General features: G+C 66.4%; 13 protein-coding genes and 1 tRNA gene. 8 read left to right on the top strand and 6 right to left on the bottom strand.

Annotated elements, in window-relative coordinates:
- The first annotated feature begins 3 nt into the window (after positions 1 to 3).
- The 4 genes from fdhE to DFS21_RS24060 all read left to right on the top strand — a co-directional run bounded on the left by fdhE (position 4) and on the right by DFS21_RS24060 (position 4506).
- The gene (fdhE, locus tag DFS21_RS24075) at positions 4 to 924 is read left to right on the top strand and encodes a formate dehydrogenase accessory protein FdhE (RefSeq protein WP_110703866.1); all 921 of its coding nucleotides are present in this window, start codon (positions 4 to 6) and stop codon (positions 922 to 924) included.
- 133 nt (positions 925 to 1057) lie between these two features.
- On the top strand, positions 1058 to 2485 hold the full coding sequence (selA, locus tag DFS21_RS24070; RefSeq protein ID WP_110703864.1) for an L-seryl-tRNA(Sec) selenium transferase: 1428 nt from the start codon (positions 1058 to 1060) through the stop codon (positions 2483 to 2485).
- Entirely contained in the window at positions 2482 to 4404 is a 1923-nt protein-coding gene (gene selB / locus DFS21_RS24065; protein WP_111533288.1) for a selenocysteine-specific translation elongation factor, read from the top strand. The genes selA and selB overlap by 4 nt, the downstream gene beginning before the upstream one ends.
- A gap of 6 nt (positions 4405 to 4410) precedes the next feature.
- Positions 4411 to 4506: transfer RNA gene (locus tag DFS21_RS24060), tRNA-Sec, on the top strand.
- A 95-nt stretch (positions 4507 to 4601) separates the two neighbouring features.
- Here DFS21_RS24060 and DFS21_RS24055 read toward each other — a convergent pair.
- On the bottom strand, positions 4602 to 5591 hold the full coding sequence (locus tag DFS21_RS24055; protein WP_111533287.1) for an asparaginase: 990 nt from the start codon (positions 5589 to 5591) through the stop codon (positions 4602 to 4604).
- Positions 5592 to 5827: 236 nt separating this feature from the next.
- Positions 5828 to 7270 (bottom strand): sodium:alanine symporter family protein, encoded by a 1443-nt coding sequence (locus tag DFS21_RS24050; protein WP_023632679.1) that lies wholly within the window; start codon positions 7268 to 7270, stop codon positions 5828 to 5830.
- Positions 7271 to 7451: 181 nt separating this feature from the next.
- Here DFS21_RS24050 and DFS21_RS24045 point away from each other — a divergent pair, with 181 nt between their 5' ends.
- Complete coding sequence (locus DFS21_RS24045) at positions 7452 to 8264, top strand: helix-turn-helix transcriptional regulator (protein WP_023632678.1); 813 nt, start codon at positions 7452 to 7454, stop codon at positions 8262 to 8264.
- A 166-nt stretch (positions 8265 to 8430) separates the two neighbouring features.
- Here the strand turns inward: DFS21_RS24045 and DFS21_RS24040 are convergent, their stop codons facing one another.
- Positions 8431 to 9270, bottom strand: a complete 840-nt coding sequence (locus DFS21_RS24040) for an alpha/beta hydrolase (protein WP_111533286.1) — start codon at positions 9268 to 9270, stop codon at positions 8431 to 8433.
- A 181-nt stretch (positions 9271 to 9451) separates the two neighbouring features.
- Between DFS21_RS24040 and DFS21_RS24035 the strand changes: the two genes are divergently transcribed.
- Positions 9452 to 10336 carry a sugar nucleotide-binding protein gene (locus tag DFS21_RS24035; protein WP_038707252.1) on the top strand — a complete coding sequence of 295 codons (885 nt, stop codon included), beginning with the start codon at positions 9452 to 9454 and terminating at the stop codon, positions 10334 to 10336.
- On the top strand, positions 10329 to 11261 hold the full coding sequence (locus tag DFS21_RS24030; protein WP_111533285.1) for an NAD-dependent epimerase/dehydratase family protein: 933 nt from the start codon (positions 10329 to 10331) through the stop codon (positions 11259 to 11261). The genes DFS21_RS24035 and DFS21_RS24030 overlap by 8 nt, the downstream gene beginning before the upstream one ends.
- Positions 11262 to 11291: 30 nt before the next feature.
- Here DFS21_RS24030 and DFS21_RS24025 read toward each other — a convergent pair whose 3' ends face one another.
- A complete protein-coding gene (locus tag DFS21_RS24025) occupies positions 11292 to 11732 on the bottom strand; it encodes a helix-turn-helix domain-containing protein (RefSeq protein ID WP_110703856.1) in 441 nt (146 codons plus the stop codon).
- A 98-nt stretch (positions 11733 to 11830) separates the two neighbouring features.
- On the opposite strand from DFS21_RS24025, the gene DFS21_RS24020 reads away from it, so the two are divergent.
- On the top strand, positions 11831 to 13054 hold the full coding sequence (locus DFS21_RS24020; protein ID WP_111533295.1) for an MFS transporter: 1224 nt from the start codon (positions 11831 to 11833) through the stop codon (positions 13052 to 13054).
- On the opposite strand, the gene DFS21_RS24015 is transcribed toward DFS21_RS24020, so the two are convergent.
- Both DFS21_RS24015 and DFS21_RS24010 read right to left on the bottom strand, forming a co-directional pair.
- Positions 13042 to 13725: an OmpW family protein gene (locus DFS21_RS24015; RefSeq protein ID WP_046857328.1), complete on the bottom strand. Its 684-nt coding sequence runs from the start codon at positions 13723 to 13725 to the stop codon at positions 13042 to 13044. The genes DFS21_RS24020 and DFS21_RS24015 overlap by 13 nt on opposite strands.
- A 110-nt stretch (positions 13726 to 13835) precedes the next feature.
- The gene (locus DFS21_RS24010) at positions 13836 to 14390 is read right to left on the bottom strand and encodes a DUF3299 domain-containing protein (protein WP_371926935.1); all 555 of its coding nucleotides are present in this window, start codon (positions 14388 to 14390) and stop codon (positions 13836 to 13838) included.
- Positions 14391 to 14395: the final 5 nt, after the last annotated feature.

Raw genomic sequence — 14395 nt, 5'->3', positions numbered from 1 at the left:
CGTTTGAGCACGATTCTCGAACCCGGGCAGATCGAAGCGTCGGCGGTAATGCCGCCGTTCCTGCATCTGCCGCCCGCCAATCTGTTCGCAGTGCGGGCCGCGCGCCTGGAGCAGCTGGCCGAGGGCAATGCCCTTGGCGAGTATCTGCATCTGGTCGCGCGCCTGTGCCGGATCCAGCAGCAGCTTGTGGATAACCCGCCCGGTGGCTTGCCGGTAGCCGAGGAGCGTCAGCGCCTGTGCATAAGTCATGGCCTGCCACCCCTGGCAGCGGACGGCCTGGTGCGCGAAGGGCAGTGGCTGGTGTGGCTGCAAGCGCTGCTCGATCACTTCGAACCGGCGCCCGAAGGGCCACTGGCAGCGGCGCTGGGCAGCCTGCGCGAGAGCGGTGACGAACAGCGCAAGGGCTGGGCCATCGCGCTGCTCGGTGGCCAGTACGATGCCGTACCGGCGGCCTTGGTGCCCTTCCTGGGCGCGGCGTTGCAGGCCGCCTGGTCGAGTTGGTTGCTGACGCTGCCAGAGCCTGAGCTCAAGCCCGCTGGCAGCCTGGCCCAGTGCCCGGCCTGCGGCTCGCCGGCCATGGCCGGTGTGGTGCGCAATCGCGGCAAGCACAACGGCCTGCGCTACCTGGCCTGTTCGCTGTGTGCCTGCGAATGGCATGTGGTGCGGGTCAAGTGCGTGTACTGCGAGTCGAGCAAGGGCCTGCGCTACAGCAGCCTCGAGGATGACCGCCATGCGCCGGGCAAGGCACCGCTGCGCGCCGAGTGCTGTCCGGGGTGCCAGGGCTACCTGAAGCAGAGCTACCTGGAGAACGACGCGGCGGCCGAGCCGTTGGCCGATGACCTGGCGAGCCTGGCGCTGGATATGCGGCTGGACGAGGAGGGCTTCCATCGGCTGGCGCCGAACCTTATGTTGGCACCGGGGTAGTGTCTACACTGCAATCGAGTTGAGGCCTCTCGCGGGGCAAGCCCACTCCCACGCTGTACCTGTATTGCGTGGGAGCGGGCTTGCCCCGCGACAGGGCCCGAACAGACAACGGATCAGTCACAGGTAGTACCGCATGTCTCCAAGCCCCGCCAGCGACACCCCACGCTTGCCCTCCATCGACACCCTGCTGCGCCACCCTGCCTGCCAGCCGCTGCTCGACCGTCATGGCCGCGACGCTACCCTGGCCACCCTGCGCCAGCTCCTCGACGACCTGCGCGAACCGGCCCGTCTGGGTCAGCTGAGCGCCGTGGAACTGAGCGCCGATGTTCTGCTCGGGCGCACGGGCGAGCGCCTGGCCATCCAGCAGCGCAGCCAGGTGCGCCGGGTCTTCAACCTCACCGGTACGGTGCTGCACACCAACCTCGGCCGCGCCCTGCTGCCGGAGGAGGCAGTGGAGGCGATGCAGGTCGCCGCCCGCTATCCGCTGAACCTGGAGTTCGACCTGGCCACCGGCAAGCGGGGTGACCGCGACGACCTGATCGAAGGCCTGATCCGCGAGCTGACCGGCGCCGAAGCCGTCACCGTGGTCAACAACAATGCTGCCGCCGTGCTGCTGGCGCTCAACAGCCTGGGCGCACGCAAGGAGGGCATCATCTCCCGCGGCGAGTTGATCGAGATCGGCGGTGCGTTCCGCATCCCCGACATCATGGCCCGCGCGGGGGTGAAGCTGCACGAGATCGGCACCACCAACCGCACCCACGCCCGCGACTACGAAGGCGCGATCAACCCGCGCACAGGGCTGCTGATGCGCGTGCATTGCAGCAACTACAGCATCCAGGGCTTCACCACCCAGGTACCCACCGCCGAGCTGGCGCGCATCGCCCACGATCATCAGTTGCCGCTGCTCGAAGACCTGGGCAGCGGCAGCCTGCTTGACCTGACCCGCTGGGGCCTGCCGGCCGAGCCGACGGTGCGCCAGGCGCTGGCCGACGGCGCCGACATCGTCACCTTCAGCGGCGACAAGCTGTTGGGCGGCCCGCAGGCGGGGATCATCGTCGGGCGCAAGGAACTGATCGCGAAGATCAAGAAGAACCCGCTCAAGCGTGCCCTGCGGGTCGACAAGATCACCCTTGCCGCGCTGGAGGCGGTGCTGCAACTCTATCGCAACCCCGATCGCCTGGCCGAACGTCTGCCCAGCCTGCGCCTGCTGACCCGTGCGCAAGCCGAGATCGCCGCCCAGGCCGAGCGCCTGGCGCCCGAGTTGGCTGCTCGTCTCGGCGCGCAATGGGTGGTGAGCGTCGAGCCGGCAATGGGCATGATCGGCAGCGGCAGCCAGCCGGTGGCGCGGCTGCCCAGCGCGGCGCTGTGCCTGCGCCCGCAGGTGTCGAAGAAACTGCGCGGGCGCAGCCTGCATGTGCTCGAGCGTGCGTTGCGCGACCTGCCGGTGCCGGTGCTCGGTCGTATCGACGACGATGCCCTGTGGCTTGACTTGCGCCAGCTGGACGACGAGGCCCAGTGGCTGGCGCAACTGCCGGCGTTGCAACTGGGGGCGGTGCAGTGATTGTCGGGACTGCCGGCCACATCGACCATGGCAAGACCGCGCTGCTCCAGGCCCTGACCGGCCAGGCCGGCGACACCCGCCGGGAGGAGCGCGACCGGGGCATGACCATCGACCTCGGCTATCGCTACGCGGCGCTGGCGCAAGGGGCGCCGCTGACAGGCTTCATCGATGTGCCGGGCCACGAGCGGTTTATCCACAACATGCTGGCCGGTGCCCATGGCATCGACCTGGTACTGCTGGTGGTGGCCGCCGACGATGGGGTGATGCCGCAGACCCGTGAGCACCTCTCGATCATCGCGTTGCTGGGGATTCCCCATGCGCTGGTGGTGATCAGCAAGTGCGACCGGGTCGAGCCGTCGCGGTTGAGTGAAGTCCGGGCCCAGATCACCGAACTGCTCGCGCCCGGCCCCTACGCCGGGGCCAGGCAGTTTGCGGTTTCGAGCCTGTCCGGCGAGGGCATCGACGCCCTGCGCGAGGCTTTGCTGGCGGCTGAAGCGCATGTTCGCCAGCGCAGCGTGCGTGGCGGTTTCCGGCTGGCGGTAGACCGAGCTTTCGCGGTTTCCGGAGCGGGAGTCGTGGTCACCGGCACGGCGCTGGCCGGGCAGGTCAGCGTCGGCGATACCTTGCTGCTCGGCAAGGCCGGCAAAGCGGTGCGGGTGCGTGGCCTGCATGCCCAGAACCAGGCAGCCCTGGTCGCCGCAGCCGGGCAGCGGGTGGCCTTGAACATCAGCGCGGAAAAGCTCTCGGCCGAGCAGGTGCATCGTGGCGACTGGCTTGTGCCGGAGTGGCTGCATGCGCCCAGCGTGCGGGTCGATATCGACTTCACCCTGCTGCCGGGTGAAACCCGCGCCTTCGAGCATTTCAGCGCAGTGCACGTGCACCTGGGCACCCAGGATGTCACCGCCCGGGTTGCCTTGCTCGAAGGTGAGCGGCTCGCCGCCGGCCAGCGCATGTTCGCCCAGTTGCTGCTCAATGCCCCGCTGCAGGCGGTGCATGGGGATCGCCTGGTGCTGCGTGACCAACGGGCCCAGCGCACGCTGGGTGGTGGGCGTGTGCTCGACCCGTTCGCCCCGAGTCGGCAACGGCGCAGCGAAGCGCGCTTGCGTCAGTTGCAGGTGCTGCGCGACGCCGACAATCTCGAGCAAGCGTTGTCGGCCCTGCTCGAGGCGGCCCCCGGCGGTCTCGAGCCCCGGCGTCTGGAGCGCCAGTTCAACCGCTTGCGCGAGACCTGGCAGTTGCCGGATTCGGTGCTGGTGATTGCCACCCGTCAAGGTCAGCTGTTGTTCGATCACTTACAGTGGCAGGCACTCAAGCGACAGGTGCTGGAGCGTCTGGCGCAGTTCCATGCGCAAGAGCCCGACCAGCTTGGCCCGGACCGGGACCGCTTGCGCCGCTTTACCGCCTTGCCATTGGAGCGCCCCGCGTTTGTCAGCTTGCTCGATGAGCTGCTGGGCGCAGGTGCGATCAGCAGCAGCGGCCCCTGGTTGCACCTGCCGGACCACCGGGTCCAGTTGAGCGCCGCGGACAACGCGTTGTGGGAGCGTCTGTTGCCGCGCTTGTTGGCAGGTGAGTTCGACCCGCCCTGGGTACGGACCCTGGCCGGCGAGGAGGGTTGCGAAGAGGCTGATGTCCGGCTGTTGTTGCGCAAGCTGGCCCGGTTGGGCCTTGTGCATCAGGTGGTGCGTGACCTGTTCTACCCGGAGGCGACGCTCAGGCGCATGGCGGAGCTGCTGTTGCGCCAGGCTGCGACTTCGCCGATAGTGCAGGTCGCGGCGTTTCGCGATGGTTTGGCCATCGGTCGCAAGCGCAGTGTGCAGATCCTCGAGTACTTCGACCGCATCGGCCTGACCCGACGAGTTGGCGACCTGCGTCACATTCGCGTCGACAGCGCCCTGGCCCAACCGCAACACGGGCCCTGATTTCAAGGAAGGCAATCGCGCCCGGTGGCGCGGCCGGGCTTCAAACCCGGTTGGGGACGGCAGCCGTTCCCGGGCAGGTTCGACTCCCGCTGCCTTCCGCCACTTTTCCAGATGCTGAAACGATCGCGGGGCAAGCCCGCTCCCACGGATTTGTGGGAGCGGGCTTGCCCCGCGATGGCGAACGGAAGATCTGCGAATCAGGCGCGCTCGCCGCACAGGTCCAGCGCGAACCAGTGCTCCGCCGCCTGTACATCCAGCCCCGAGCCCAGCAACGCGAACAGCTTGCCCAGCGCCGCCTCGCGGGTCATGCCGCCGCCACTGACCAGCCCGGTGTCGCGCAGGCGGCTGCCGGCGGCGTAGGTGTCGAACACCACCGAGCCTTCCGGGCATTGGCTGATGGCAACGATCATCACGCCGCCCTGGCGAGCGTCATGCAGTGCGTCGAGCAGCGCCTGGTCATCCGACGGGCCGGTGCCGCTGCCGTAGCACTCCAGCACCAGGCCCTGGATGCCGCTGTCGAACAGGCCGCGCAGGTGTTCGGCCGCAAGGCCCGGGAACACCGGCATGACCGCCAACTTGACCGGCTGGCGTGGCTGGCGGTAGTCCAGGCGGGCCGGCAGTTGCGGGGCACGCTCGCCATCACGATGGCGCGGCAGCACGGTGAAGGCGTCGAAGGCTTCGCTGCGCAGTTTCGAGGCGCGGCAGCCGTGCAGCAACTGGCCATGGAAATACAGCTGCACGCCGTCTTCCAGGCCGTTTTCGAACAGATTGAGCGCGCCGACCAGGTTGGCCCAGGCATCGCTGTCCGGGGCGCCGGCCGGCAGCATGGAACCGGTCAGCAGGACCGGCACCGGCAGGCCCAGCAGCAGGAACGACAGGGCAGCGGCGCTGTACGCCAGGGTGTCGGTGCCGTGCAGCACCAGCACGCCGTCATGCCCGTCGCGCTCGACCGCCTCGACGATGGCATCGCGCATCGCCAGCCAGTTGGCCTGTTGCATGTTGGCGCTGTCGATCAGCGGGTTCAGTTCACGCAGCGCCCATTGCACCTTTGGCGCATCGCCGCAGGCGGCAAAGTGTTCGCGCATGCGCGCTTCGAAGCCACCGGCCGGCGCGAGGCCTTCGGCGGTCTGCAGCATGCCGATGGTGCCGCCGGTGTAGAGGACGAGGAGATTCTTGACTGGACGCATGGGAGGATTCCGTAGCGATGTGGCTTTGCACGAAAAGTGCCTGCGCGACGATCAGGCGGCGTTGAAAACAGGCTCGGAATGCTCATTTACAACTCGTAAAGTCGAGCGCGACTCCGACCGTTCCTCGCCTGTTTTCGCCTTGCCTGATCGCCGCTCGGCGACTTTTTGTACAAAGCCGCGCGAAGAAAGAGACAACCGCCCCGGGCGGGGCGGCTGTGGCAGGGCAGGGCAGGGTATCAGTGCTGCGCTGGCGCCGGGGCGGCGGCTTTGTCAGCGGCTGTTTCAGCCTGCGGGTTGGCCGGCCAGGCGGCGCGGTCCAGGTCCAGGTCGGCGAACTTGCTGGAGTCGAACACTGGCTGCTTGATGCCCGCCTTGCGTTGGGCGTCGTAGTCGCGCATCACGCGCAGGCCGACCTTGAACAGCATGGCCAGGGCGATCAGGTTGACGAAGGCCAGGCAGGTCATGGTGATGTCGGCGAAGGCGAAGACGGTCGACAGGTCCTGGGTCGAACCCCACACTACCAGCGCCAGCACCAGGCCACGGAAGGTCATCAGCACGGCACGGTTGCGGCTGAGGAACTGCAGGCTGTTCTCGCCCAGGTAGTAGTTGTAGAGGATGCAGGTGAAGACGAACAGCGACAGCGCGACGCTGACGAAGATGCGGCCCCAGTCACCGACCACGGCGGCCAGCGAGTTCTGGGTCAGGACGATGCCGTCACCTTCGAAGCCCGGGGTGTAGAAGCCCGACAGCAGGATCAGCAGCGCGGTGCAGGTGCAGATCACGAAGGTGTCGAGGAACACGCTGAAGGCCTGGACCACGCCTTGGGCGCCCGGGTGTTTCACGGCGGCGACGGCGGCCACGTTCGGCGCGCTGCCCAGGCCCGCTTCGTTGGCGAACACGCCACGCTTCACGCCCATGACGATGGCGCTGCCGAGCAGGCCGCCGAACGCTGGGTCGAGGCCGAAGGCGCTCTTGAAGATGGTTTCCAGCATGGCTGGCACGTGTTCGATCTGGGTGCCGATCACGTACAGGGTCACGCCGATGTAGGCCAGGGTCTTGACCGGTACCAGCAGGTCGGACACAGCGGCAATGCGCTTGATGCCGCCGATGAAGGTGATGGCCAGCAGCACGGCGAGGACGATGCCGGTTTGCTTGGGATCGAAGGCGAAGGCGTTCTGCAGCGAGTGGGTCACGGTGTACGACTGCAGGCCGATGAAGGCGAAGCCGTAGGTGACCAGCAGCAGGATCGAGAACACGATGGCCATGCTTTTCAGCTTCAGGCCGTGCTGGATGTAGTACGCCGGGCCGCCGCGGTACAGGCCGTCGCCGTCGGCGCGCTTGTAGACCTGGGCCAGGGTGCATTCGAAGAAGCTGCTGGACATGCCCACCAGTGCGGTGACCCACATCCAGAACACGGCGCCTGGGCCGCCGAGGGTCACGGCGATACCGACACCGGCGATGTTACCGGCGCCGACGCGGCCGGCGAGGCTCAGCATCAGGGCCTGGAACGAGCTCAGTTGGCCTGCCTGGCCGCGAAGGGATTCCTTGAAGACGCCGAACATGTGGCCGAAGTGGCGGAACTGGACGAACCGCGAGCGGATGGTGAAGTAACCGCCGAGTCCGACGATCAGCACGATGAGGAGTTTCCCCGAAAGGAAATCGTTGAGTGCTTCGAGCATTGGAAAATGACCTCGATTCTTATTCTTCGCATGGAAAGACCAGCGGACGGCAGGCGCACCGCTATTCATTGGGGGCGCATGGTTGGCCATGACAACTATGGTTACAATTTCGCGGGTTGCTCTGTTTTGGTGCGACTTGATGCTAGAATGGCGCCACTCGCATCACCTGGACCCGCGTATCATGGGCGATCATTTCGCTATCAACCTCAAATTGGCCTGCAGCCACTACCGCTCTATCTCCGAGGTTTGCCGGCAGCTGTCGATCAATCGGGCGCAGTTCAACAAGTACCTGAGCGGCCAGAGCCGCCCGACGGCCTACAACCTCAAGCGTATCGGCGACTTCTTCGGCGTGGAGGACTACGAGCTGGGCCTGCCGCCCGAGCAGTTCGCTCGCCTGATCGGTGCACGCAACCAGCAGCAGCCTGTCGGCCCCCAGGACGACCCCATCAGCGAGCTGTTCAAGCCACTGCATAAAGAAGCCGGCAACCTCTCGCGCTATTGCGGCTACTACTTCGAATACTCCAACTGCATGTCGGTGCCCGGTTCGATCCTGGTGTCGCTGGTGCACCTGTGGGAGGAGCGCGGCAGTTTCCTGTTCGAGCGTCAGGAACGCCAGGAGCGCAGCAGCGGCCTCGACCGGCATGCCGAGGTGCGCTGCCGCTACCTGGGCGCGGCGTTCCAGCTGCAGGACCGGATGTTCCTGATCGACTACGAGTCGCTGACCCTCAACGAGATGAGCCAGACCGTGCTCATCCCCAGTTTCAAGAGCCGTATCAGCCGCCTGAACGGTCTCAAGACCGGGGTTTCCAGCGGTGACCGGCGCAACCCGGCCTGCACCCGGGTGGTGTGGGAGTACCTGGGCGAGGAGATCAACCGCATCAACGCCTTCCGGCAGATCAAGCTGTACCGCCCGGACGATCCGCGCATCGACGACGATATCCGCGACCGCCTCAGTGCAGGGATGATCAGCAACGGGTTGTTCGAGATCGAGTAGCCACCATCACGACCTGCTGGAGATTGCCCAGCCCTTCGACAGCGTCACCAGCGTGGGAGCGGGCTTGCCCCGCGATAGCGTCGGCACGACCAACGAGGGTCGCCCGATCAGACGCGATCGCGGGGCAAGCCCGCTCCCACGCAAGGACAGCAGCGCTCCACCGAATTCAATCGAGAATGAACGCCGCCACCGCGTCGGCCACCTGATCCGCCACCTGTGGCCGGTCACGCAGGTGCGCGGCGATGCCGTGGTCGCAGTCGGTGAGCATCAGGCATTCCACATGGGGCGCCGGCACCGAACGCAGCAAGGCGTGGGTGACCTCCTCGGGGATCGGACTGTAGCGCTCGACTCCCGCCAGGCGCCGGGTGCCGGCCGAGGTGCCGGGGCCCTGGCCGTGCACCTTGGAGTTGAGCCCGTCATATTCGCCGATTACCAGCAGCACCCGGCCCTGGAACTGGCGCAGGAAGGCGTAGCTGTCGCAATCGAGGAACGCATAAGGCTTGCGGATCGCTTCGCTGAAGGCCGGACCGAAGGGGGCGACATGGGCTGCATCGGGATAGACCGCCGGGCAGATCAGCACCAGCTTGCGCACGTTGGGGCGCTGGGCGGCCAGCTTGAGGGCGATGGCGGCGCCCAGGCTGTGGCCGACCAGGGTGTCGCTGCGCGCGTCCAGATGCTGGTGGAAGCGCAGGGCTTCCTGCAGATTGCTGGCCAACGACGCGTCCTTTGCACCAGGCTCGCTGGCCAGGCTGTGGCCGGAGAGGTTGCCGGTCAGCGAACCGATCCCCTGCTGTTGCAGGCGATAGAGCAAAGGGTTCAGGCGGGTGAAATCGGAGCGGGCGCCGCCGACCACGAAGACCGTGGGGGCGCACTCATGTGCCGGGAGCAGCAGGCGAGCCTGTTGCCGATAGCCGTCGAAAGCCTCGTCGATGAAGCGTTCCGGGCCGGGAGCGGGTTCGTCGTATTGCCATCTGGCGCGCAGCGCGGTGTTCGGCTCGGCATCCATGTTGATCTCCTTGAACAGGCCATGCGCAGTATAAGTAGCTGTCGGCAAAGGCGGAACACCCGCCCGACCGGTTCGAATCGGCACGCGGCGCGCGCCAGGCCTTGCCTGGGTTGGACTTCCCCTGTCGGAAACAGCAAAATGAACCCTTTCCTCCATCGACCAGACCGGACCTGTTGACTCTATGCGTATGCGCCTGATGCTGTTGGGTGGTGGCAATGCCCTCGGGCAAGCGCTGATTCGTCTCGGGGCCGAGGAAGATATCGCTTTCCTGGCGCCTCGCCCTCCGGAAAACGGCTGGGATCCGGCCAGCCTGACCCTGCTGCTCGACGAGCAGCGCCCGCACACCGTGATCAACCTGGCCTACTACTTTGACTGGTTCCAGGCCGAGTCGGTCAGCGAGCAACGCCTGGCTCAGCAGGAGCGGGCGGTGGAGCGGCTCGCCGAGTTGTGCCAGCACCACGAGATGATCCTGGTGCAGCCGTCCAGCTACCGGGTGTTCGATGGCTCGCGCGCCACGGCCTACAGCGAGAAGGACGAGCCGGTGCCGCTCGGCCTGCGTGGGCAGGCGCTGTGGCGTATCGAGCAGAGCGTGCGCGCCACCTGCCCGCAGCATGTGCTGCTGCGTTTCGGCTGGCTGCTGGATGAAAGCCTCGATGGCGCGCTCGGGCGTTTCCTGACCCGTGCCGAGCAGCCCCAGGAGTTGCTGCTGGCCGATGACCGCCGCGGCAACCCGACACCGGTGGACGACGCGGCACGGGTGATCCTCTCGGTGCTCAAGCAGCTCGATTGCCAGGCGCCGCTGTGGGGGACCTACCACTACGCCGGCAACGAGGCTACCACGCCGCTGGTGCTCGGCCAGGCGATCCTTACCGAGGCCACCCAGTGGCGCAAGCTGGCCGTGCAGGCGCCCACCGCCCAGGCCCACGCCGCCCGCCCGGATGCTAGCGAGGAGCCGCAACACGCGGTACTGGCCTGCAAGAAGATCCTTCATACCTTCGGCATCAAGCCACGCGCCTGGCGCGCCGGCTTGCCGCCCCTACTGGACCGATTCTACCGACATGGCTGACGCCCCCATCCTGATCACCGGCGGTGCCGGCTTCATTGGCTCGCACCTGTGCGATGCGTTGCTGGAGAAAGGCTACGCGGTGCGTATCCTCGACGACCTGTCGACCGGCAAGCGCGACAACCTGCAGCTTGGCCACCCGCGCCTGGAACTGCTCGAGGGCGATGTCGCCGATGCCGCGCTGGTGGCCCATGCCGCCAGTGGCTGCCAGGCGGTGGTGCACCTGGCCGCGGTGGCCTCGGTGCAGGCCTCGGTGGAAGACCCGGTGAAAACCCACCAGAGCAACTTCATCGGCACGCTGAACGTGTGCGAGGCGATGCGCCTGAACGGCATCCGCCGCGTGTTGTTCGCTTCCAGCGCGGCGGTGTACGGCAACAACGGCGAAGGCCAGTCGATTGCCGAGGATACCCCCAAGGCGCCGCTGACCCCCTACGCGGTGGACAAGCTGGCTAGCGAGCAGTACCTGGACTTCTACCGCCGCCAGCACGGGCTGGAGCCGGTGGTGTTCCGCTTCTTCAACATCTTCGGGCCACGCCAGGACCCTTCCTCGCCGTATTCCGGGGTGATCAGCATCTTCTGCGAGCGCGCCACCAGTGGCAAACCGATCACGGTGTTCGGTGATGGCGAGCAGACCCGCGACTTCCTGTTTGTCGGTGACCTGGTCCAGGTAATGGTGCAGGCGCTTGAGCAGCAGGCGGTGGAAGAGGGCGCGGTAAACATCGGCCTGAACCAGGCGACCTCGCTGAACCAGTTGCTCAAGGCGCTGGAACAGGTGGTGGGCGGCTTGCCTGCAATCAGCTACGGCCAGGCACGGTCGGGGGACATCCGCCATTCGCGGGCGGACAACTCGCGTTTGCTGGCACGTTTCGCATTTCCCGAGCCAACGCCGTTTGTCGAAGGCCTGGCCCGCTTGCTCGGCAAAGCTTGAGCCTCTCGCGGGGCTTGCCCCGCGATGACGTCACGAATGCCGGATCACCCGCCGCCGGCAATCCTCCGGCCCCAGCGCCCGCCCGTCCCGCGCCCGCACCTGCAACGTCTCCAGACCCTGGCCGCGATCGTCGACCAGCTGCGAGCGTGACTCTCCCGCCGTGAACAGGTAGCGCTCTCCCCATTGGCGCAAGCCGATCACGATCGGAAACACCGAACGGCCCTTTTCCGTCAGCGCATATTCCTTGTAGGCACTGCCATCGGACGCAGGCTGCTGTGCCAGCAGCCCGGCCTCCACAAGCAGTTTCAGGCGCGAAGCGAGGATGTTCTTCGCCAGCCCGAGGTTTTTCTGCAATTCGCTGAAGCGGCACGGGCCATCGAAGGCATCGCGCAGGATCATCAGCGCCCAGCGCTCGCCGAGCACCTCCAGGGCGCGGGCCACTGGGCATTGCTGGTTGTTCTCGTCGAGCATGAGGTGTTCCTTGGGTGTGATCTGGTTGCAGAATAAAACCATGTTTGCTAGAAATCCAGTTCCATGGTTTTAAATTGAAACCAGATTTGGAGGGATTGCTGATGCCACCGCTCACCCGCGGATTGACGCTGTTGTTGGCTGCCGCCTGCGCCCTGGCCGTGGCCACGGTGTACCTCGCCCAGCCGCTGCTGGAGGCCATGGCCGCGAGCCTCGGCGTAAGCGCTGCGCGCGCCGGCCTGGTGGTGGGCATGACCCAGGCCGGCTATGCCTTGGGTCTGTTGCTGATCGTGCCGCTGGGCGACCTGATCGATCGCCGCCGGCTGATTGTCGGCCAGTTGCTGGCATCGGCCGGCGCGCTGTTGGCCGTGGCGTTTGCCGTGGACTGGGCCATGTTGCTGGCGGCGATGGCCATGGTCGGCCTGGCTGCGGTGGTGGTGCAGGTGATGGTCGCGCATGCCGCCACACTGGCCACGCCAGCTCAGCAGGGGCAGGCGGTGGGGACTGTCACCAGTGGCGTGGTGCTGGGGATCCTGTCAGCGCGCTTGGTCTCGGGTGCACTGGCTGACCTGCTGGGCTGGCACGGCGTATACGTCGTGGCGGCGGGGCTGGCGTTGGCCATGGCGTTGTTGCTGGCCTGGCGCTTGCCTGCTGTCAAGCCGCAGGGGCCGAGGCAGCGCTATCGGGTACTGTTGGTTTCAGTGCTGCGCTTGTACCGGCATGACCGTCTGCTACGTCAGCGCGGTGTGTTTGCGGTGCTGATCTTCGCGGCGTTCAGCGTGCTGTGGAGCGCGATGGTGTTGCCCCTGAGCGCCGCGCCCCTGGCTCTGGACCATACACAGGTCGGGCTGTTCGGCCTGGCCGGCGTGGCTGGCGCGCTGGCGGCGTCGCGTGCCGGGCGCCTGGCGGATCAAGGGCATGGCCGGCGGGTGAGCGGATGGGCGCTCGGGCTGTTGACGCTGTCATGGCTGCCCAGCGCCTACCTGGAGCAGTCATTGCTGGCGCTGGTGATTGGGGTGCTGATGCTGGACCTGGCCGTGCAGGCCGTGCATGTGACCAACCAGAGCCTGTTGCTGGCGGGGCGCGGCGAGATGGCCAGCCGGCTGATCGGCGCCTACATGTGCTGCTATTCGGTCGGCAGCGGGGTGGGGGCGGTCGTGGCAACCTGGGTGTACGGGCAGTGGGGCTGGGTGGCGGTGTGCGGGGTGGGAGCGGGGATAAGCGCGGTTGCCTGGAGCTACTGGGGGTACCTGTGGTGGGGCGAGGCGGCGCGGGGCAAGCCCGCTCCAGAAGGAACGGGCTTGCCTGCGGATCAGAACTTGTAGCCGATGCCGACCATGTAGACCCATGGATCGACGTCCACGTCGACCTTGGTCTTGCCGACGCCCAGGGCGCTCGGGCCATCGATGCTGGCCTTGGTGTCGATGTCGACGTACCAGACCGCGGCGTTGAGCAGCAGGTTGTCGGTGAGCATGTAGTCCATGCCCAGTTGGCCGGCGATGCCTACCGAGTCCTTCAGCTTCATGTTGCTGAAGCCCTGGGCCTTGCGGTTGCTGCTCAGGTCTTCATCGAAGAACATCGTGTAGTTGATGCCCACGCCAGCGTAGGGCTGGAATTTGGAGCTAGGTTCCATCGGGTAGTACTGCAGCGACAGGGTCGGAGGCAGTTGCTTGATGTCGGCCAGCTTTCCATCCAGGCCCGGGCCGAGGCCCTTGACGCCGACTTTGTGCTGGAACGGCGTGGCGGCCAGCAGTTCCAGGCCGATGTGGTCGGTGAGCATGTAGGCGAAGGCCAGGCCCAGCTGGGTGTCGCTGTCCAGGGTCGCCTTGGTGCCCGAGACCTTGGCGCCATCGAGCTTGATGTCACCGCTGCTTTCGTTCGGCGCGGTGGTGATGGCGCCGGCGCGGAGGATGAAATCCCCCGCCTGGTGGGCGTGGGCAACAGGGGCTGCGAGCGCCAACGCGACGAGCGAGGCACTGAGCAAGGACTTGTTCATGGAAGCTCCCAGAGGACGTGAGTAATCGAGTAGTCCAATGGTACGAAGCTGACTAAACAGAAAGTTTGACCCAGCTCAACGAAGCCTCTTCAAACGGGCGTGCACAGTTCTCACTTCAGCTCATAAGCGTAGATTTTCTCGGCTTCCATCTGATAGCCCGCATCGGCCAGCTCGCTGCTGGACGCCTTGACCTGCATCGTGCCTTCGATCCAGTAGGGTTGATAGAGGTCTTCGATACGTACGCCCATCTCGCTGAAGATGTGCACGATCTGGTTCGAGGGTGGCGGTGGCACGTGGATGCAGGCGCCGAAGTAGGGCACCAGGAGGAACTCGGTGGTGCGGCCTTCGTCGCTGACCTCCAGCGGCACGATGTAGCCGGGGATCTTCACGGGCTGGCCGTCCAAGGCCTTCACCACCGGTGCGTTGGGTGCCTGCTGGCGCGCGGCGGGGGCGGCCTCGGCAGCCAGCGCGTCGCTGATCTGCGACAGGTCGTGCAGCGGCGTCAGCTGCGGCGGGATGATCGGCGCACCCTCGGGGATCAGCGCGGGCCAGTCCAGTTCACGAGGTTCGGCGGCACACACCGTGGATGCCAGCAAAACCACTGCCAGTAACAGGTAAAGCCAAGCAGTGGGGGCCTGCCTGTTGTCCATGGACGTCGCGGTCATGAAGG

The organism is Pseudomonas sp. 2848 (genome assembly GCF_003253945.1).
In the GTDB taxonomy this organism is placed as follows: Bacteria; Pseudomonadota; Gammaproteobacteria; order Pseudomonadales; family Pseudomonadaceae; genus Aquipseudomonas.
Note: the sequence above shows the minus strand (reverse complement) of the source record. Positions and strands in the feature narration are given on the sequence as shown.